Here is a 17,911-nt window from a genome sequence, read left to right as displayed (position 1 = left end):
CATAAAAGGTGTCTTTACACTACGTTTTATATCATATAAAAGAGGGAAATTTCAGAGTACGTAATAAAAAGGAGGGATCATTCATTCGACACCATGACCATATTCTGTTTGCAGAGCTATCCGCCGGTAACCAGGATGCATTAAGTCAGCTTTACGATCGATATGTTGCTCTGCTGTGGAAGGTTGTCTATGGAAAAACGAAGGATCCCGCTTTAACAGAAGAAGTGATTCAATGCGTTTTTAAGAAACTTTGGCAGAATCCGAAGTCTTTTACATATGATCGATTTTTATCACAGGAATTAATCAGGCAGTGTATGGAGGAAATTGAAGGGGTAAAAGTGTCATGAAACTTGTTTGAACCCCCCTCCCTTTCCTTTGTCTAGCTGCGGTGGGCAGGGTCCCGTCCCCTCAACAAAGAAGAATAGGGAGTATTCTTGCACGGTTCATATATAATACAACAATAAAAAAGACTGACTCAGCGAAGAGTCAGTCCTTTTTATTATTCACCAGATACGAATGGTAGTAATGCCATTGTACGTGAACGTTTGATTGCAATTGTTAACATACGCTGATACTTCGCGCTTGTTCCAGTCACACGACGTGGAAGAATTTTTCCACGCTCTGAGATAAACTTTCTTAGTAGATCTACGTCTTTATAATCGATGTGTGTAATACCGTTTGAAGTAAAGTAGCACACCTTTTTACGACGACGACCGCCTCTGCGTCCTCCTGCCATGGGATTCCCCTCCTTCTTTTTTAGATTTTATAATAAGTTACACCTTAGAATGGCAGATCATCATCTGAAATGTCGATCTGCTGACCGTCATTTGAGAATGGGTCCTTGTCCACTCTTGTGTAGTTCTGGTTATTCTGGTTGCTCTGATTGTCGCGCGGCTGCTGACCGAAGTTATTATTGTCCTGATAACCCTGGTTGCTTCCATATCCTCCGCCGGATTGACCGCCGGAAGCATTTTTCGGCTCAAGGAATTGCACACTTTCGGCAACAACTTCTGTTACGTATACGCGTTTTCCTTCCTGGTTATCATAGCTTCGTGTCTGAATCCGTCCGTCAACGCCTGCAAGACTGCCCTTTTTGAGGAAGTTTGCCACGTTTTCGGCTGGTCGGCGCCATACGACACAGTTGATGAAATCCGCTTCACGGTCACCCTGCTGATTCGTGAAAGCACGATTAACAGCAAGCGTGAACGTGGCTACAGCGGCACCACTTGGTGTATAACGCAGATCCGGATCCTTTGTTAACCGACCGACTAATACGACTCGATTCATCATCAGAACCAGCTCCTTTGTCTTTGCATCAGCAGGCTTACACCGGCTTTTGCATGGGGTACTGCTCTATCGGTAAAAATTACTTTTCGTCTTCACGGATTGTCATGTGGCGGACGATATCTTCGCTGATTTTAGCCAGACGATCGAATTCGTTGATAGCCTCAGAACCTGAGTTCAACTTCACGATCTGGTAGAAACCTTCGCGATAATCGTTGATTTCGTAAGCGAAACGACGCTTACCCCACTCTTTTGACTCGATGATCTCCGCTCCGTTTGTTGTAAGGATGTTTTCGAAACGCTCAGTTACAGCTTTCTTCTGATCCTCATCAACGTCTGGACGGACAATGTACATGATTTCGTACTTTCTCATCGGTATTCACCTCCTTATGGTCTATGCGGCCTTCTGCTTCCAGAAGACAAGAAGTAATAACTCTATCTATTACTCACAAGGTAAAAGTATATCATAGTTGGTTTGGTTGTACAAGGTGGTGTTTGATGTTTGCCCAATGTTTTGGAAAACGTGTCTTACTATACTAAAAAGAGACCGGAATCGCTCATGATTGAGCTTATTCCAGTCTCTTTATTTAGTCGGTGAGCTCCGCGAAAGGCGGGCGCTTGCCGCGGCCGTGCCATTCGCTCCAGACACCTCTTCTAAATGTATTACACGTTAAAACGGAAGTGAATGACATCTCCGTCTTTTACGATGTATTCTTTTCCTTCAAGACGGACTTTTCCGGCTTCTTTTGCTGGTGTCATGCCGCCTGAGTTGATCAGGTCATCATAAGAAACCGTTTCTGCACGGATGAATCCACGTTCGAAGTCCGTGTGAATGACACCGGCACACTGAGGCGCCTTCATCCCGTGGCGGAATGTCCATGCACGCACTTCCTGAACGCCTGCTGTGAAGTATGTCGCAAGGCCAAGAAGGTTATACGTTGCGCGGATCAACTGATCAAGACCTGATTCTTCAATGCCAAGCTCCTGCAGGAACATTGCTTTTTCCTCATCATCAAGCTCTGCGATCTCTTCTTCGATCTTTGCACAAACGATGATCACTTCTGCGTTATCTTCAGCAGCAAACTCCTGCACACGCTTTACGTATTCGTTGTTTGAAGGATCTGCGATTTCATCTTCTGCTACATTCGCTGCGTAAAGCATTGGCTTGCTTGTCAGAAGGTGCATCCCTTTCGCAATCTTCACCTGTTCTTCTGTCAGTTCAACCGTTCGGGCTGCCTGATTGTTTTCAAGCGCTTCCTTGATCTTTTCAAGAACCGCCATTTCAGCTACCGCCTCTTTATCCTTCTGTTTCGCCATCTTGCCGACGCGGCCGATGCGCTTATCAACGGCTTCAAGATCCGCTAAAATCAGTTCAAGATTGATGACCTCGATATCATCAATCGGATCCACTTTACCGGAAACGTGCGTAATGTTGTCATCAGAGAAGCAGCGGACAACCTGAACGATCGCGTCCACTTCACGGATGTGTGAAAGGAACTTGTTTCCGAGTCCTTCACCCTTGCTCGCACCTTTTACGATCCCTGCAATATCGGTGAATTCAAACGCTGTTGGAACTGTTTTTTTCGGCTGTACAAGCTCTGTCAGCTTATTTAAACGCGGGTCTGGTACTTCTACGATTCCTACGTTTGGATCAATTGTACAGAAAGGGTAGTTGGCGGATTCTGCACCCGCTTTTGTTATTGCATTAAATAACGTAGATTTTCCGACGTTCGGAAGACCTACAATTCCTGCTGTTAATGCCATTTTATTCACTCCATATCTCAAACATTTTCATGTGACGTATCAACTTCAAACCTCACACAATTATAAAGATTCCGCGCGCTAAATACAAGAGTGCCTGTTTTTATAGGTTTAATCAGTATCAGGATCTCGTCTTGGAGATTATGGTACAGCATTCGGGGGGTCGATCGACAGATTCTTTGATGCTTTTAACATATCCGGAGGTTCGATCGACATCAATCAAAGGCCTATCAACAAGAATTGGCGTGCTATCAACCATTCAATCTCTGCCAGACAACCTATCAACAGAAACTGCTCTCCTTTTGACAGAAACTGCTCTCCTTTTGACAGAAAAGATGATCCTATCGACATTAGAACCCTTGCGCTCGCTTCGCTCCAAGGAACTCATATCATATTCGCGGACAGAAAAAACTCCCTTCCATCACGAAAGAGAGCTTCTTTTCTTATTCTTCATGTTTCACAAGTACTTTCTTCATTTTACGGGAGAATTCTTTCCGCGGGATCATGACGCTGTGGGAGCAGCCTTCACATTTGATGCGGATATCCATGCCCATACGGATGATTTTCCAGCGATTCGTGCCGCATGGATGCTGTTTTTTCATCTCCACAATATCGTTTAGTCCAAATTCTTTTTCTTCCACGAAAAGTTCCTCCTATTCTGTTGAATTTTTGTTCAATTGTTTGCCGGCTTCTTCGCGTGAATACATGACCATGCGAGGGAACGGGATTTCGATTCCGAGTCCATCCAGGTGCTGTTTAATTTCACGGCGAAGCTCACGGGCGATATACCAGTGTCTCATCGGCTGGGTTTCTGCGATTACACGCATCACGACTTCCGAGGCACCTAATGTCTGAACGCCAAGCAGTTCGGGCTTCATAATGATTTCTTCATATTTTCCTTCTAGCGAATCGCAGAACTTGCGGATTTCATCCTGTGCCCGCTCAATATCTTCTTCATAGGCAATGCTGATATCGACAACAGCAACACTGTTATGAATAGAGAAGTTTGTGACTTCCGTAATATTTCCGTTCGGGAAGATATGAAGCTCTCCCGTCCAGCTTTTTACTTTTGTTGTACGCAGACCGATCTCTTCAACGTGACCCTCCGCCTGTCCGATCCGGACGTAGTCACCGACTGAAAACTGATCTTCAAAAATAATGAAGAAGCCGGTGATAATATCACGCACCAGGTTCTGAGCGCCGAAACCGATTGCCAGACCAAGAATTCCGGCCCCGGCAATTAGTCCCCTGACATCAATGGATAAGGCAGATAAAATCGCCAAAATTGCGACAAAGTAAACCACATATGCCACCACGTTCTGCAGAAGCTTCAACAGGGTCGCTTCCCGTCTTTCTGAAAGCTGCATCGGGGCTCTTGAGCGTACTGTGAACACTTTTTGTATGACTTTTTTGACGATCCGTACTACAATACCTGCAACCAGTATAATAAATATGATTTTGAGTGAGACAATGCTGAAAGAGATCCACGTTGACTCATTAGTCAAGTACGCGACCATCGATTCCCACATTTGTTCAAGCGCACTCAGGCTCTCTTCGACTTGTTCATTCGGCTGGTTTTCCATGCTTCCACTTCCTCTGAAATAATGACTATAGTTTATCAGCATCCTGCTCCAAAGAAAAATAAAACGAATAAAATGAAATTTGTTCTTTAAAAAGAACAAAAAGTATTATATAATGAACAAAAGAGGTTGAATAACATAGAATCGAATAACCAATACTGGATTTAAGAGAGGGGTTGTCCAACCATGACACAACCAATTCCATCCTGCCAGGTTACACCGACAAGCTGCCGAAGCCACGTGGAAGATTCAATGACACCTCATCGTCTGGCGAGAGAACTCGCAGCCCGCTATCCATCCGATGGGCGTCCGATTGTCTTTGTCTGTATCGGAACGGACCGGTCTACAGGGGACTCGCTCGGACCGTTAACCGGTTCATTATTAGAGAAACGGAAGCTGCCTCACTTTTTCCAATATGGCACATTAAAAGAACCGGTACATGCCTTAAATCTCGAAGAAGTGATTGAGCGAATCCGTTTCCTTCATCATGATGCATTTATCGTGGGGATCGATGCATGTCTCGGACATTTTAAAAATATCGGATACCTTGAAGTCGGTGACGGCCCGGTTCGTCCGGGGGCCGGCGTACACAAGGAACTTCCGGCAACCGGTGAAATTCATATTATCGGTATTGTTAATGCAGGCGGTTTTATGGAACATGCGATGCTTCAGAACACCCGCTTATATCTGGTCAATGAAATGGCAACGATGATCGCAGACGCGATTCATTACTCCAATATTCTTTACCGTAAGGATGTTATGACAGGTTCCCATAAAAATATACAGCAGTCACAATAGCCCCAACGACTAAAATACCCGGCAGCAGGTTGGCCACTCTGATTTTTGTGATCCCGATCAGGTTTAATCCGATCGCAAAAATCATCAGGCCGCCTGTTGCTGTCATTTCAGCGATAAATTGATCCATTAACGGAGCCGGAACAAACTTATCAATCTGCGTGGCAAAAAGCGCGATGGATCCCTGATATAAAATAACCGGAATTGCTGAAAACAGTACGCCAATGCCCAGCGTGGAAGCTAAGATAATTGAGGTAAAGCCATCAATTATAGATTTCGTATATAACACCTGATGATCGCCCCGGATCCCTGAATCCAGCGCCCCAATAACAGCCATCGCACCGATCACAAAAATCAGCGTGGCCGTGACAAACCCCTGGGATATACTCGTATCTCCATTCGTTCCAACCTGACGCTCAATCCATCGTCCCATCGCATTCAGCTTATCATCAAGCCCCATCCATTCACCGAGCACCGCTCCGATGACCAGACTTAAAATCACGATCAGGTAGTTGTTACTCTGAAGCCCCATCTGAAGACCAAGGACCACCACTGCAAGACCAATCGCTGACATAACAGTTGCTTTCATCCGCTCAGGAATCCGGTGAAGCATCTTCCCAATCAGCGTGCCTACAATGATTAACAGGCCATTGACCAATGTTCCCAATAACACCATGGATACAGTCTTCCTTTCTGGCAAAAAGAACAGACCGGGCAGTGAGCCAGGTCCGCTGTTACTCCTCCTGACCTCCGTCAAGAAGCGCTAAAATCCGGTTCAAATCATCCTCTGACAGGAACTCGATTTCAATTTTCCCTTTGCTTTTTCCTTTTTTAATCGCAACACTTGTCCCAAAACGTTCACGCAGGTAGCTTTCCTGCTTTTTAATATAAGGATCTGCCTGTTTCTTCTTTAATTCTTTTGACGGTTTTTGATTCAGCTGTTGAATCAGCGCCTCAAGCTGACGCACATTTAATCCTTCTTTGACGACCCGCTCCGCTAATTGAAGCGCAGCTGCCTGATCTTTAATCCCTGCAAGGGCACGGGCATGGCCCATCGAAATCTTTTGACCGGAAAGCATCTCCTGCAGCTTGTCTGACAGCTGTAACAGTCTCAGATGATTGGCAATGTGAGGACGGCTTTTGCCAACCTTCTGTGCCAGCTCATCCTGCGTGATTTTCAGCTTTTTCATGAGCGTTTCATACGCTTTCGCCTCTTCAATCGGCGTCAGATCCTCACGCTGAAGATTTTCAAGCACAGAAAGCTCCATCATCTGCCTGTCATTCAGCTCGCGAACGACCGCTGGAATATGCGTCAGGTCGGCGGCTTTGGCAGCACGAAATCTGCGTTCACCCGCTACAATTTCAAATCCTTTAATGCTTTTTCTCACAATAATCGGCTGCATGATTCCGTGGATTTTGACTGAATCCGTCAGTTCGCGTAACGGACCATCCTCAAAGATCTTCCTCGGCTGATACGGATTCGGCCGGATATCCTTCACCGACAGCTGCTGAATCTGCTCATCCTCAATCGACGACATATCCTTAAAAAGTTTATTTACACCTTTTCCAAGACCTTTAGCCATTTTTAATCACTTCCTTTGCGAGTTCCAGATACACTTCCGCACCTCTTGATTTCGCATCATATAAAATAACCGGCAGCCCGTGACTCGGTGCTTCACTGAGTCGGACATTTCTAGGAATGACGGTCCGGTATACCTTATCCTGAAAATACTTCTTCACTTCTTCGATCACCTGAATCCCAAGGTTTGTCCGGGCATCGAGCATCGTCAGCAACACTCCGTCAATTAGCAGACGGTTATTTAAATGCTTTTGTACAAGACGTACTGTACTGAGCAGCTGACTTAACCCTTCAAGCGCGTAATATTCACACTGCACAGGGATAATAAGGGCATCTGAAGCAGTTAACGCATTGATCGTCAGCATACCGAGTGAAGGCGGGCAATCGATGACGATAAAATCGTACTGATCCTGCACTTCCTGTAAAGCGGACTTCAGCCGTATTTCCCGGGAAATCATTGATACAAGTTCGATTTCTGCTCCGGCGAGAGAAATCGTAGCCGGGATAGCATCGAGATTTTCAACGGTTGTCTGACGGATAATCGGCTTAATATCCGCGTCATCAATTAAAATGTCATAAATGCACTGATCCACTTCCCCTTTATCAATGCCAACACCGCTTGTGGCATTCCCCTGGGGGTCTGTATCAACGAGCAGCACTTTTTTTCCTAAATAAGCAAGGCATGCACTTAAATTAACGGAGGTGGTCGTTTTTCCGACTCCTCCTTTTTGATTCGTGATGGCGATAATTCTTCCCATGTTGGTCACCTGTCCTTACTGCACCGTCACGGTATTGCGGTACAAACTTTCATAGAATGATTGCATCCTTCAAACGGCCTGCAAGTGCATGGACGATTCCCCATGCCGGATATTTATGTATAAAAGTCCAATAGTCAGTGGCGTTAAAAAGCCGAATTCGCTTTACGTAAATAAAGAATAATTTTATTTTAACAGACATTTTAAAAAATAGTTTTGAAAATCGGCACTGATGATAAAAAAAAGCAAGAAACACAGAAGTGCTTCTTACTTTTTCTTTTTTGGAAGTTTAATCGTGATCTGATAGTAATCATCAAATTCCTCTTCCTGCGAATCCAGCTTCATTCCGGAATCAGAAATCATATTCAGTGACTGACGAATCGTATTGACCGCAATCCGGACGTCTTTATTAAATGCTTTACGCTTCGGCTTCGGTTTTATTTCTTTTGTTTCCAGGAGCTTTTGAACGCGCAGTTCAGTCTGTTTTACATTCAGCTGCTGTTCAATCACTTCTTCCGCCACTTTGACCTGCAGCTCACTGTCTTTTAAAGGAATGAGCGCACGCGCGTGACGTTCTGTGATCTGTTTTTGAATAATGCTCTCCTGGACAAATTCAGGCAGCTTTAACAGGCGAAGTTTATTCGCAACGGTTGACTGACCTTTACCGAGCCTTTGAGCGAGGGCTTCCTGCGTTAATTCGTGGAGGTCTAACAGCTTCTGATAAGCCATGGCCTCTTCAACAGGTGATAATTCTTCGCGCTGAAGGTTTTCAATGAGCGCAACAGAGGCTGTTTCCGTATCACTCAGGTTTTTCACGATGGCCGGCACAGTTTCCCATTCCAGTGATTTCATCGCGCGCCATCTGCGTTCCCCGGCAATAATCTCAAATGAACCATCGCCGCTTTCCCGCACGACGATCGGCTGAATAATCCCGTGCGTATGAATCGTACGGGCCAGTTCCTCTATTTTCTCATCATCAAAAATCGTTCTCGGCTGAAAACGGTTCGGTTTAATTTGATGAATATCAATCTGTTTGACTTCTTCTTTATGTTCCGTGGTTTCAGGCGAAACAGGCTCGTCCTTATCACCAAGGCCAAAGATCCGCGAAAACGGAGTCTTCATCAAGACACACCACCTTATATGAAACTCGCAGTCTCTACATCTGTATCATCGGCTTACAGCGGGGATTTGTTAGGAGTCCCCGGTTTTCTTGGATACTTTTTCGGTGTAGATTTTGCTTTTTTGACCACAATGATTGACCGTTCACTGTCTTCTACAGGCAGCGTAAAAGAATGAACGGCCGTTTCTTTTCCGCCAAGAAGCTGAATCGCTTTTTTACTTTCTTCACGCTCTTCAGGTGCGCTCGCACCCTTCATCGCTGCAAACTGTCCACCCGTTTTCACAAGCGGTAAGCATAGCTCTGAAAGGACCGACAGTCTTGCAACTGCACGCGCTGTGACCAGGTCATACTGTTCGCGGTGAGACGGATTTTGTCCAAACGTCTCAGCACGATCATGGTAAAAGTGCACGTGATCAAGCTTTAATTCATCGGCTAAATGCTCAAGAAACGTGATTCGTTTTTTCAGGGAATCCACGATTGAAACATCAAGGTGAGGGAAGCAGATTTTAATCGGAATACTTGGAAAACCCGCTCCCGCACCTACATCACAGATCGTCATCGGCTTTGAGAAATCCAGATAAAACGCAGCACTTATTGAATCGTAGAAGTGCTTTAAATACACTTCTTCACGATCCGTAATGGCTGTCAGGTTCATCTTCTCGTTCCACTCCACGAGCACTTCGTAATACGTTCTGAATTGCCCGAGCTGTTGATCAGAAAGGTCAATGCCTTTGGCTTTAAGCTGTTCATAAAACTGCTGTTCTGTCATCGGTTTCTCCTTTTGATTACTCGCCTGCTACTTTTGCAATCCGTCCCTGTTCGATATAAACGAGAAGAATTGAAATGTCAGCCGGATTCACCCCGGAAATACGGGATGCCTGGGCAATCGACAGCGGGCGTACCTCCTGTAGCTTTTGGCGCGCTTCGCTTGCGAGTCCTGTGATGGCCTGATAATCAATGCCATCCGGAATTTTTTTATTTTCCATCTTTTTCAGCTTGTCTACCTGCTGAAGTGATTTTTCAATATATCCTTCGTATTTAATCTGAATTTCAACCTGCTCTTCGACATCCTCCGGAAGAGCGGTTTCAGACGGGATGATTTGTTTAATTAGATTGTACGTGATTTCCGGTCTTCTTAAAAGGTCCGTTCCGCGAATTCCGTCTTTCAACGCACTGCTGCCAGCCGCTTCAAGAAGCGCCTGAACGTGCTCATTCGGCTTAATCATCACGGTTTTCAGGCGATTGATTTCAAGATCAATGAGTGCTTTTTTCTCATTAAACTTTTTATAGCGATCCTCTTTAATCAGACCAATTTCATAACCGATATCCGTCAGACGCAGATCGGCATTGTCATGACGAAGCAGCAGACGGTATTCTGCACGGGATGTCAGCAGACGATACGGTTCATTCGTTCCCTTCGTCACAAGGTCATCAATCAGCACTCCGATATAGGCATCAGAGCGGCTGAGGATCACTTCGTCCTGACCAAAAGCACGGCGCGCTGCATTAATACCAGCCATAATGCCCTGACCGGCTGCCTCTTCATAACCGGACGTACCGTTAATCTGGCCGGCTGTGTAAAGGTTTCGGATTTTCTTTGTTTCAAGTGTTGGCCATAGCTGAGTTGGCACGACCGCATCATATTCAATCGCATAACCTGATCTCATCATCTGGGCATTTTCAAGTCCCGGAATCGTTGCAAGAATCTGCTGCTGTACATCCTCCGGCAGACTCGTTGACAGTCCCTGCACATACACTTCTTTTGTATTTCTTCCTTCAGGCTCTAAAAAGATCTGATGGCGTGGTTTATCATTAAAGCGGACCACTTTATCTTCAATAGAAGGACAGTAACGTGGACCGGTTCCTTTAATCATACCCGAATACATCGCTGAGCGGTGTAAATTTTCATCAATAATGGTATGCGTTGTCTCATTTGTATACGTCAGCCAGCACGGCAGCTGATCAGTAATATAGTTAGTCGTTTCATAGCTGAACGCACGCGGCGTTTCATCACCCGGCTGAATTTCCGTTTTACTGTAATCAATCGTGTGACTGTTTACGCGTGGCGGCGTTCCCGTCTTGAAACGGACGATATCAAAACCGAGTCCGCGAAGGTGATCGGCAAGACCGATTGACGGCTGCTGATTATTCGGACCGCTGGAGTATTTCAGATCTCCAATGATTACCTCTCCACGAAGGAAGGTACCGGCTGTAATGATCGTTGTTTTCGCACGGAATGTAGCACCCGTATTGGTCACAACGCCGTGACATTCTTCGTCTTCAATGATCAGCTCTTCGACCATCCCTTGTAGAAGAGTCATATTCGGTTCATTTTCAATCGTTTCTTTCATCATTTGCTGATACAGCACTTTGTCCGCCTGCGCGCGCAGTGCACGGACAGCCGGGCCTTTTCCTGTATTCAGCATACGCATCTGAATGTGCGTCTGGTCGATGGTTTTGCCCATCTGACCGCCAAGTGCGTCAATTTCACGCACAACAATCCCTTTGGCCGGACCTCCGACAGAAGGGTTACATGGCATAAATGCCACCATATCTAAGTTAATCGTCAGCATCAGGGTTTTAGCACCCATGCGGGCAGCTGCCAGTCCGGCTTCGACGCCGGCGTGACCTGCACCGATGACGATGACGTCGTAGTTACCTGCCTCAAATTTTTTCACCATGACGATGAATGGCCTCCTTTAGTTTGGGCTGATGAACTGGCACCGGGCGATCTCCGCGGAGGGCACTCGCTTTCCGCGGGCGGGCGGTGAGCCCACCAGGCTTCGCCTGGCGGTCTCACCTGTCCCGCTTCTCCCACAGGAGTCTCGCACCCTCCGCTACGATCACCCTCTAGTGTTCAGGTCCAGTTCATTCAGCTCTTAATATTTATCGTGAAGCAGCGGCTTTTTGGGCCGGTGCTTTATTTCCCTAGGCAGAATTGCGAGAATAGCTGGTCGATGAGGCTTTCCTGGACGGTGTCTCCGATCATTTCGCCGAGAATTTCCCACGTGCGGCGAAGGTCGATCTGGACCATATCAACAGGTGTGCCCATTTCAGCGCTTTGAATGGCTTCTTCGATTGATTGAAGCGCCTGGTGTAAAAGTGCGATGTGACGGCTGTTAGAGACGTAGGTTCCGTCACCAAGTTCAACGGATCCGTCAAAGAATAGAGAGGCGATGGCTTCTTCAAGTTCATCAACACCTTCTTCCTTTAATAAAGAAGTTGTCACGAGCTTGTGGCGGTCCGCCAGCTGCTGTACTTCATCTAAATCAATGGCACGATCGAGGTCTGTTTTATTGACGATGACGATGACATCCATCCCGCTCACCGCTTCAAATAATCGTCGGTCTTCGTCTGAAAGCTCTTCACCGTGATTTAAAACGAGAAGAATTAAATCCGCTTCCTTCAGCACTTTACGTGAACGTTCAACACCTATTCGTTCAACAATATCCTCTGTTTCCCGAATCCCTGCTGTATCTACTAGGCGAAGCGGAACGCCGCGTACATTGACGTATTCCTCAATGACGTCACGGGTTGTCCCCGGAATATCCGTTACAATCGCTTTATTCTCCTGAACAAGACTGTTTAACAGAGAGGATTTCCCTACGTTCGGACGCCCGATAATGACCGTTGACAGCCCTTCACGTAAAATCTTCCCCTGCTCTGACGTTCTGAGCAGCTTCTCGATTTCTGATCTTACATACTGTGATTTCTCCATCATCATCTTCAACGTCATTTCTTCCACGTCGTCATATTCCGGATAATCAATATTCACTTCAACCTGTGCCAGGATCTCGAGGATCTCCTGTCGCAGTGACTGAACGAGCTTGGACAAGCGCCCCTGCATCTGATTCATCGCTACGTTCATCGCGCGATCTGTTTTGGCACGAATCAGGTCCATAACAGCTTCAGCCTGAGATAAATCAATCCGGCCATTTAAGAAAGCCCGCTTTGTAAATTCACCCGGCTCTGCCATTCTGGCTCCTTGTCTTAAAAGCAGCTGCAGCACGTGATTCACACTGACAATCCCGCCGTGACAATTGATCTCCACCACATCTTCCCGCGTAAAGGTTTTTGGCCCCTTCATTACGGATACCATGACTTCCTCAATGGTCTCATCTTTAGCTGGATCTACAATGTGTCCGTAATGGATCGTATGAGAAGGAACAGACTGCAGCTGCTTCCCGCCGATCCCTTTGAACACGCGGTCAGCAATTTGAAATGCTTCATCACCGCTTAACCGTACAATTGCGATTGCGCCTTCACCCATCGGCGTGGAAATCGCTGCAATCGTATCAAATTCCATCCTGTGTTCACCTCATCATTCCATAACGTATCTATAAATAAAGGATATTTTTTATCATGAACTCCCTAAATCATTAGAATAGCACACTTCACCCTATTTAAAAAGAAAATCAGTTGGCATTTCGAGTAAAGTATGGTATTGATCAAAACACTGTCTAAAAGATGCTGTATGTTTACACCATGATCAAAAATATTAATTTTAATCCATATTAAGGATTTTTATTAAAATTATATATAATATTATTTTACATTATAAAACTTTTTATTTATTTAAATTGACATCTTCCGCCCAAAAAAACAGCCGGCCGAATGAGATCCGGCTGGCTGCATCATGTTATTTTTTTGCCGTAATTACGAGATAACGGCGGGGTTCATTTCCTTCTGAATGTGTTTCGATATCACGTCTGCCTGATAACGCACTGTGAATAATTTTCCGCTCAAAGGATGGCATCGGTTCAAGCTTAACCGGCTTTTTCGTCCGGACTGCCTGATGAGCCATTCTTTCAGCAAGCTGACTGAGTGTCACCCTTCTGCGCTCACGGTAATCCTCTGCATCTAAAACGATTGTGATAAATTGCGCTGAGTAGCGGTTGGCTACCAGCTGGGCAAGAGACTGCAACGCATTAAGCGTTTGTCCTCTTTTGCCGATCAGCAGTGCAACTTTTTCACTTTCAAGTCTAAATGTAACGGTTTTTCCTTCACGCTGAATAGATGTTGTTACGTCCACACCCATATGTGCAGTCACATCCTTCAAATAACGGTCCACTTCCTCAACCGCATCTTTTTTACGGATGACCTGCACTTTTGCCGGGCGGGAGCCAATCCCTAAAAACCCTTTTTTCCCTTCGTCAAGCACATGAATGTCTGCCTGTTCCCTGGAAATGGCCAGTTTTACAAGTGCTTCAGCTACAGCCTCTTCCACGGTGGCACCTGTCAGTGTGATTTCATCCACAATCCGGTCCCCCTGTCTTATTGAACGGAACTCTCTGTCTTCTTGCTGCCAACTCCATTAATCAGGAGTGTCTGAACAATCATGAAGATGTTACCGACTACCCAGTATAGAGATAGCGCTGATGGGAAGACAATCGCAAACACTGCGATCATAACCGGCATCAGGTATAGCATAATCTGCATTTGCGGATTGAGCCCGGCCGGATTTCCTGCCATCATGATTTTCTGCTGTAAATACGTTGTTAAACCTGTAACGAGCGGAAGAATAAAGAACGGATCCGGCTCGCCAAGGTCAAACCATAAAAAGCTGTGGTTCGCAATTTCAGTAGTACGGACGATTGCATGATAGAAAGCAATCAGAATCGGCATTTGTATAAGAAGCGGGAAACACCCTGCAAGCGGGTTAACGCCGTGCTTCTGGAACATCGCCATTGTTTCCTGCTGAAGCTTCTGTTGCGTTTGAGCATCTTTTGATGAATACTTTTCACGTAACTTCAACATTTCAGGCTGAATTTCCTGCATACGTTTTGTGTTTTTTGTCTGCTTAATCATTAAGGGAAGTAAAACGAAACGGATCACAAGTGTCACAAGGACAATCCCTAGCCCGTAGTTCTCATTAAAAAATTCAGCAAACGTTGTAATAAGCCAAGAAAGCGGATATACGAAATAGCTATTCCAAATCCCTTCACTATCGGATGTGATTGGCTGGTCAATTTCAGTACAGCCGGCTAAGAAAACCGCCACAACCGCAATCATAAAGAAGGGAATCATTTTCTTCTTCACTAATCTGTTCCTCCCTGTTTTATCCTATAAATTATAATCTGCCAAACGTAATTGTAACACGTTTTCATTTTAATAGAACACTATGGCCCTATTTCTTCGTTTTTTCGACACGTAATACACGTGATTTTTTCATCACATGCATCAAACTGCTTTTCGTTTCGTGAAAATTCAGGTCAGCAGCAGGCTTACGGGCAATCACGATGTAATCATGGTGCGGATCCAGCTCCTCAGACAACTCATAAAATGCCTGTCTGATATAACGCTTGATCTGATTACGAACAACCGCATTCCCAACCTTTTTACTGACAGACAATCCAAGACGAAAAACAGCCTGTTCATTTTTTTGGAGCCGGTAAAGAACAAACTGACGGTTCGCCATGGATGTTCCTTTCCTGAAAACCTGCTGAAACTCCGGATTTTTCTTAATACGCTGCTCTTTTTTCATCAGAACACCTTCAATTTCGTCAGTCATTTCATTTTATAAGTGAAAAAAGACCACTGAGTGGAATCAGTGGTCTTAAGCAGACAATACTTTACGTCCACGCTGACGGCGGCGAGCAAGAACTTTGCGTCCATTTTTCGTGCTCATACGCGCGCGGAAACCGTGTACTTTACTTCTCTTACGCTTATTTGGCTGGAATGTACGTTTCATGTAAGACACCTCCTAAAAGATCATTTAATTATATGATCATACTTCCAGAAATACCTGGTTCATTCTATCGATGACAATCATCAACTATCTATGCTCATTTCATGCAACCACTATATCATAGCAAAAACCCACCAAGCATTCAATAGCCAATTTAAAAATCGAAAAAACTGGCGTATTCAGGTAAAAAAGACAAGAAGGCGAAGGGCGAGTAAACTCGCCTCTCGTCTTCTTGTCTTTTTTACCTGCTTTTCAGCTCCGCTGAAAAGCGGTTGAACCAAAGGTTCAACCGAATACGCCAGTTTTTTCTTTCACACACTTTCTATATAAATAACCATTTCTCTTCAACATCGATTCCTCACACGCTATTTCAATGCGCCACCCCCGCCGAGGTTGTGAACATCTGATCCGCGCAAGCAGATCAGATGTTCACAACCTCGGCAAAACCACTCCACTCTATCCAACAAATCCCGCTCACCAAAAACAATCTCCAGCCACGCAGCAAAAACATCTCACCAATGACTCACTCAACCAAATCCACATGTATAACCCTCACCAAAAAAATAATCCTTCTCCAAATCTCTCAACCTGTGAATAACTCATTTCCCTAAAAATCATCACAAAAAAATTATCCACAACGCTTATCGACACGTTTTTCACAGACAAACAGGCTGTGGACAAATAAAATCCACTTGTTTAAAGGGTTGTGGATAAACAATACGAACCATTGCACCATCAAGCATTATCTGATATTATAGTTGTGTTTTCACTCTGAATAACTTATTCTCTCAAAAAACATTATCCACAGATGTGGATAATTTGTGGATAAACTATTTCACATGCATGGAAAAAGTTGTCCACAAGCATGGAATGGTGTCGATAACCCTCGAATTCACCATTTTCAGCTATTCAGAAAAATGTATATATATAAATCTTATGAAACGGGAATGTTTTTCCCGAAAAATAATATAGAAAAGGAGGGGGCATTCAGTTTGGAAAATATCACGGATTTATGGAACCGGGCACTGCAGGATATGGAGAAAAAGATCAGTAAACCGAGCTTTGAAACCTGGCTCAAATCAACAAAAGCTTTTTCTCTTAAACGGAACGTTTTAACCGTCACAGCGCCTAACGAATTCGCCCGGGACTGGCTTGAAGGGAACTACACTCAATTAATTGTCGGTGTCATAAAGGAAATAACCGGGGAAGAGCTGACGATCAAGTTCATTATTCCTCAAAATCAGGACGAAGATGATTTCGCTTTGGCTGCACCCCCAAGAAAGCCCGTTGTTGATGATGACCAGCAGGAATGGTCTAAGAGCATGCTGAATCCGAAGTACACCTTTGACACCTTTGTCATCGGATCGGGTAACCGCTTTGCGCATGCTGCTTCACTCGCTGTAGCAGAAGCACCGGCAAAAGCCTATAACCCGTTATTTATTTACGGGGGAGTAGGACTTGGTAAAACGCACTTAATGCATGCGATCGGTCACTATGTACTTGAACATAACGCATCTGCTAAGGTTGTTTACTTATCTTCTGAGAAATTCACCAATGAATTCATTAATTCAATCCGTGATAACAAGGCGGTTGATTTCCGCAACAAATACCGGAACGTAGATGTACTGCTAATTGATGATATTCAATTTTTAGCCGGGAAAGAACAGACGCAAGAGGAATTTTTCCATACTTTTAATACATTACATGAAGAAAGTAAGCAGATCGTAATCTCAAGCGACCGGCCGCCTAAAGAGATTCCGACACTTGAGGACCGTCTGCGTTCACGTTTTGAGTGGGGGCTGATCACAGATATCACACCGCCTGATCTTGAAACAAGGATCGCCATTCTCCGCAAAAAGGCGAAGGCAGAAGGACTTGATATTCCAAATGAAGCGATGCTGTATATCGCCAACCAGATCGACTCCAATATCCGTGAGCTTGAAGGGGCGCTGATCCGCGTCGTTGCTTATTCATCATTAGTAAGCAAGGACATTAATGCGGACCTGGCAGCTGAAGCGCTTAAGGATATTATGCCAAGCTCTAAGCCGAAAGTGATTACGATCATGGACATTCAAAAAACCGTTGGAGAGCATTTCAGCGTAAAGCTTGAGGATTTCAAAGCGAAAAAACGGACGAAAACCGTCGCATTTCCAAGACAGATCGCGATGTACCTGTCCCGTGAGATGACGGACTTCTCTTTACCAAAGATCGGGGAAGAATTCGGAGGCCGCGATCATACAACGGTTATACATGCGCACGAAAAGATCTCAAAACTGCTGGCAACAGACGAATCGTTAAAGCAGGAATTAAAGGATATTAAAGCCGAACTGCAAAAGTAGGACAAACAGC

At 45.0% G+C, this 17,911-nt stretch carries 20 protein-coding genes; 3 read left to right on the top strand and 17 right to left on the bottom strand.

Annotation, left to right across the window (positions count from 1 at the left end; translation table 11 throughout):
- The first annotated feature begins 8 nt into the window (after window positions 1–8).
- Window positions 9–347: an RNA polymerase sigma factor gene (locus tag E2491_RS17835; protein ID WP_134375631.1), complete on the top strand. Its 339-nt coding sequence runs from the start codon at window positions 9–11 to the stop codon at window positions 345–347.
- Window positions 348–499: 152 nt separating this feature from the next.
- Here E2491_RS17835 and rpsR read toward each other — a convergent pair whose 3' ends face one another.
- From rpsR to E2491_RS10610, 6 genes are all read right to left on the bottom strand, one after another.
- Window positions 500–736, bottom strand: a complete 237-nt coding sequence (gene rpsR / locus E2491_RS10635; RefSeq protein ID WP_134375630.1) for a 30S ribosomal protein S18 — start codon at window positions 734–736, stop codon at window positions 500–502.
- A 44-nt stretch (window positions 737–780) separates the two neighbouring features.
- The gene (gene ssb / locus E2491_RS10630; protein ID WP_134375629.1) at window positions 781–1,290 is read right to left on the bottom strand and encodes a single-stranded DNA-binding protein; all 510 of its coding nucleotides are present in this window, start codon (window positions 1,288–1,290) and stop codon (window positions 781–783) included.
- A 76-nt stretch (window positions 1,291–1,366) separates the two neighbouring features.
- Entirely contained in the window at window positions 1,367–1,657 is a 291-nt protein-coding gene (gene rpsF / locus E2491_RS10625; RefSeq protein ID WP_134375628.1) for a 30S ribosomal protein S6, read from the bottom strand.
- Between the two features lie 290 nt (window positions 1,658–1,947).
- Window positions 1,948–3,048 (bottom strand): redox-regulated ATPase YchF, encoded by a 1,101-nt coding sequence (gene ychF, locus E2491_RS10620; RefSeq protein WP_134375627.1) that lies wholly within the window; start codon window positions 3,046–3,048, stop codon window positions 1,948–1,950.
- A gap of 440 nt (window positions 3,049–3,488) precedes the next feature.
- On the bottom strand, window positions 3,489–3,686 hold the full coding sequence (locus tag E2491_RS10615; protein WP_134375626.1) for a DUF951 domain-containing protein: 198 nt from the start codon (window positions 3,684–3,686) through the stop codon (window positions 3,489–3,491).
- A gap of 12 nt (window positions 3,687–3,698) precedes the next feature.
- A complete protein-coding gene (locus E2491_RS10610) occupies window positions 3,699–4,628 on the bottom strand; it encodes a mechanosensitive ion channel family protein (RefSeq protein WP_208528068.1) in 930 nt (309 codons plus the stop codon).
- Between the two features lie 183 nt (window positions 4,629–4,811).
- Here E2491_RS10610 and yyaC point away from each other — a divergent pair, with 183 nt between their 5' ends.
- A complete protein-coding gene (yyaC, locus tag E2491_RS10605; RefSeq protein WP_134375625.1) occupies window positions 4,812–5,423 on the top strand; it encodes a spore protease YyaC in 612 nt (203 codons plus the stop codon).
- On the opposite strand, the gene E2491_RS10600 is transcribed toward yyaC, so the two are convergent.
- From E2491_RS10600 to rpmH, 11 genes are all read right to left on the bottom strand, one after another.
- A complete protein-coding gene (locus E2491_RS10600; protein ID WP_134375624.1) occupies window positions 5,383–6,096 on the bottom strand; it encodes a DUF554 domain-containing protein in 714 nt (237 codons plus the stop codon). The two genes, yyaC and E2491_RS10600, sit on opposite strands and share 41 nt — an antisense overlap.
- A gap of 58 nt (window positions 6,097–6,154) precedes the next feature.
- Complete coding sequence (locus E2491_RS10595) at window positions 6,155–7,003, bottom strand: ParB/RepB/Spo0J family partition protein (protein ID WP_134375623.1); 849 nt, start codon at window positions 7,001–7,003, stop codon at window positions 6,155–6,157.
- Window positions 6,996–7,757, bottom strand: coding sequence for a ParA family protein (locus E2491_RS10590; protein WP_134375622.1), 762 nt, complete (start codon window positions 7,755–7,757; stop codon window positions 6,996–6,998). The genes E2491_RS10595 and E2491_RS10590 overlap by 8 nt, the downstream gene beginning before the upstream one ends.
- Before the next feature lie 264 nt (window positions 7,758–8,021).
- Window positions 8,022–8,876 (bottom strand): nucleoid occlusion protein, encoded by an 855-nt coding sequence (gene noc / locus E2491_RS10585; RefSeq protein ID WP_134375621.1) that lies wholly within the window; start codon window positions 8,874–8,876, stop codon window positions 8,022–8,024.
- A gap of 53 nt (window positions 8,877–8,929) precedes the next feature.
- Window positions 8,930–9,643, bottom strand: a complete 714-nt coding sequence (rsmG, locus tag E2491_RS10580) for a 16S rRNA (guanine(527)-N(7))-methyltransferase RsmG (protein ID WP_134375620.1) — start codon at window positions 9,641–9,643, stop codon at window positions 8,930–8,932.
- Between the two features lie 16 nt (window positions 9,644–9,659).
- Entirely contained in the window at window positions 9,660–11,555 is a 1,896-nt protein-coding gene (gene mnmG, locus E2491_RS10575; protein ID WP_134375619.1) for a tRNA uridine-5-carboxymethylaminomethyl(34) synthesis enzyme MnmG, read from the bottom strand.
- A 239-nt stretch (window positions 11,556–11,794) separates the two neighbouring features.
- Window positions 11,795–13,180 (bottom strand): tRNA uridine-5-carboxymethylaminomethyl(34) synthesis GTPase MnmE, encoded by a 1,386-nt coding sequence (mnmE, locus tag E2491_RS10570; RefSeq protein WP_134375618.1) that lies wholly within the window; start codon window positions 13,178–13,180, stop codon window positions 11,795–11,797.
- 333 nt (window positions 13,181–13,513) lie between these two features.
- Window positions 13,514–14,131: an RNA-binding cell elongation regulator Jag/EloR gene (jag, locus tag E2491_RS10565; RefSeq protein WP_134375617.1), complete on the bottom strand. Its 618-nt coding sequence runs from the start codon at window positions 14,129–14,131 to the stop codon at window positions 13,514–13,516.
- Window positions 14,132–14,148: 17 nt separating this feature from the next.
- Window positions 14,149–14,901, bottom strand: a complete 753-nt coding sequence (gene spoIIIJ, locus E2491_RS10560) for a YidC family membrane integrase SpoIIIJ (protein WP_371414472.1) — start codon at window positions 14,899–14,901, stop codon at window positions 14,149–14,151.
- Window positions 14,902–15,001: 100 nt separating this feature from the next.
- Window positions 15,002–15,358 carry a ribonuclease P protein component gene (rnpA, locus tag E2491_RS10555; protein ID WP_134375615.1) on the bottom strand — a complete coding sequence of 119 codons (357 nt, stop codon included), beginning with the start codon at window positions 15,356–15,358 and terminating at the stop codon, window positions 15,002–15,004.
- Window positions 15,359–15,430: 72 nt separating this feature from the next.
- Window positions 15,431–15,565: a 50S ribosomal protein L34 gene (gene rpmH / locus E2491_RS10550; RefSeq protein WP_084215458.1), complete on the bottom strand. Its 135-nt coding sequence runs from the start codon at window positions 15,563–15,565 to the stop codon at window positions 15,431–15,433.
- Between the two features lie 989 nt (window positions 15,566–16,554).
- Here rpmH and dnaA point away from each other — a divergent pair.
- Window positions 16,555–17,901 (top strand): chromosomal replication initiator protein DnaA, encoded by a 1,347-nt coding sequence (gene dnaA / locus E2491_RS10545; RefSeq protein ID WP_134375614.1) that lies wholly within the window; start codon window positions 16,555–16,557, stop codon window positions 17,899–17,901.
- Window positions 17,902–17,911: the final 10 nt, after the last annotated feature.

This window comes from Jeotgalibacillus sp. R-1-5s-1 (assembly GCF_004405105.1).
In the GTDB taxonomy this organism is placed as follows: Bacteria; Bacillota; Bacilli; order Bacillales; family Jeotgalibacillaceae; genus Jeotgalibacillus.
Note: the sequence above shows the minus strand (reverse complement) of the source record. Positions and strands in the feature narration are given on the sequence as shown.

Coding starts and splice junctions, on each gene's coding strand:
- spoIIIJ (WP_371414472.1), bottom strand. CDS start 14,901: ATGATTCCCTTCTTTATGATTGCGGTTGTGGCGGTTTTCTTAGCCGGC.
- rpmH (WP_084215458.1), bottom strand. CDS start 15,565: ATGAAACGTACATTCCAGCCAAATAAGCGTAAGAGAAGTAAAGTACAC.
- E2491_RS10600 (WP_134375624.1), bottom strand. CDS start 6,096: ATGGTGTTATTGGGAACATTGGTCAATGGCCTGTTAATCATTGTAGGC.
- rnpA (WP_134375615.1), bottom strand. CDS start 15,358: ATGAAAAAAGAGCAGCGTATTAAGAAAAATCCGGAGTTTCAGCAGGTT.
- E2491_RS10595 (WP_134375623.1), bottom strand. CDS start 7,003: ATGGCTAAAGGTCTTGGAAAAGGTGTAAATAAACTTTTTAAGGATATG.
- ychF (WP_134375627.1), bottom strand. CDS start 3,048: ATGGCATTAACAGCAGGAATTGTAGGTCTTCCGAACGTCGGAAAATCT.
- rpsR (WP_134375630.1), bottom strand. CDS start 736: ATGGCAGGAGGACGCAGAGGCGGTCGTCGTCGTAAAAAGGTGTGCTAC.
- yyaC (WP_134375625.1), top strand. CDS start 4,812: ATGACACAACCAATTCCATCCTGCCAGGTTACACCGACAAGCTGCCGA.
- noc (WP_134375621.1), bottom strand. CDS start 8,876: ATGAAGACTCCGTTTTCGCGGATCTTTGGCCTTGGTGATAAGGACGAG.
- mnmG (WP_134375619.1), bottom strand. CDS start 11,555: ATGGTGAAAAAATTTGAGGCAGGTAACTACGACGTCATCGTCATCGGT.
- rsmG (WP_134375620.1), bottom strand. CDS start 9,643: ATGACAGAACAGCAGTTTTATGAACAGCTTAAAGCCAAAGGCATTGAC.
- ssb (WP_134375629.1), bottom strand. CDS start 1,290: ATGATGAATCGAGTCGTATTAGTCGGTCGGTTAACAAAGGATCCGGAT.
- mnmE (WP_134375618.1), bottom strand. CDS start 13,180: ATGGAATTTGATACGATTGCAGCGATTTCCACGCCGATGGGTGAAGGC.
- E2491_RS10610 (WP_208528068.1), bottom strand. CDS start 4,628: ATGGAAAACCAGCCGAATGAACAAGTCGAAGAGAGCCTGAGTGCGCTT.
- E2491_RS10590 (WP_134375622.1), bottom strand. CDS start 7,757: ATGGGAAGAATTATCGCCATCACGAATCAAAAAGGAGGAGTCGGAAAA.
- rpsF (WP_134375628.1), bottom strand. CDS start 1,657: ATGAGAAAGTACGAAATCATGTACATTGTCCGTCCAGACGTTGATGAG.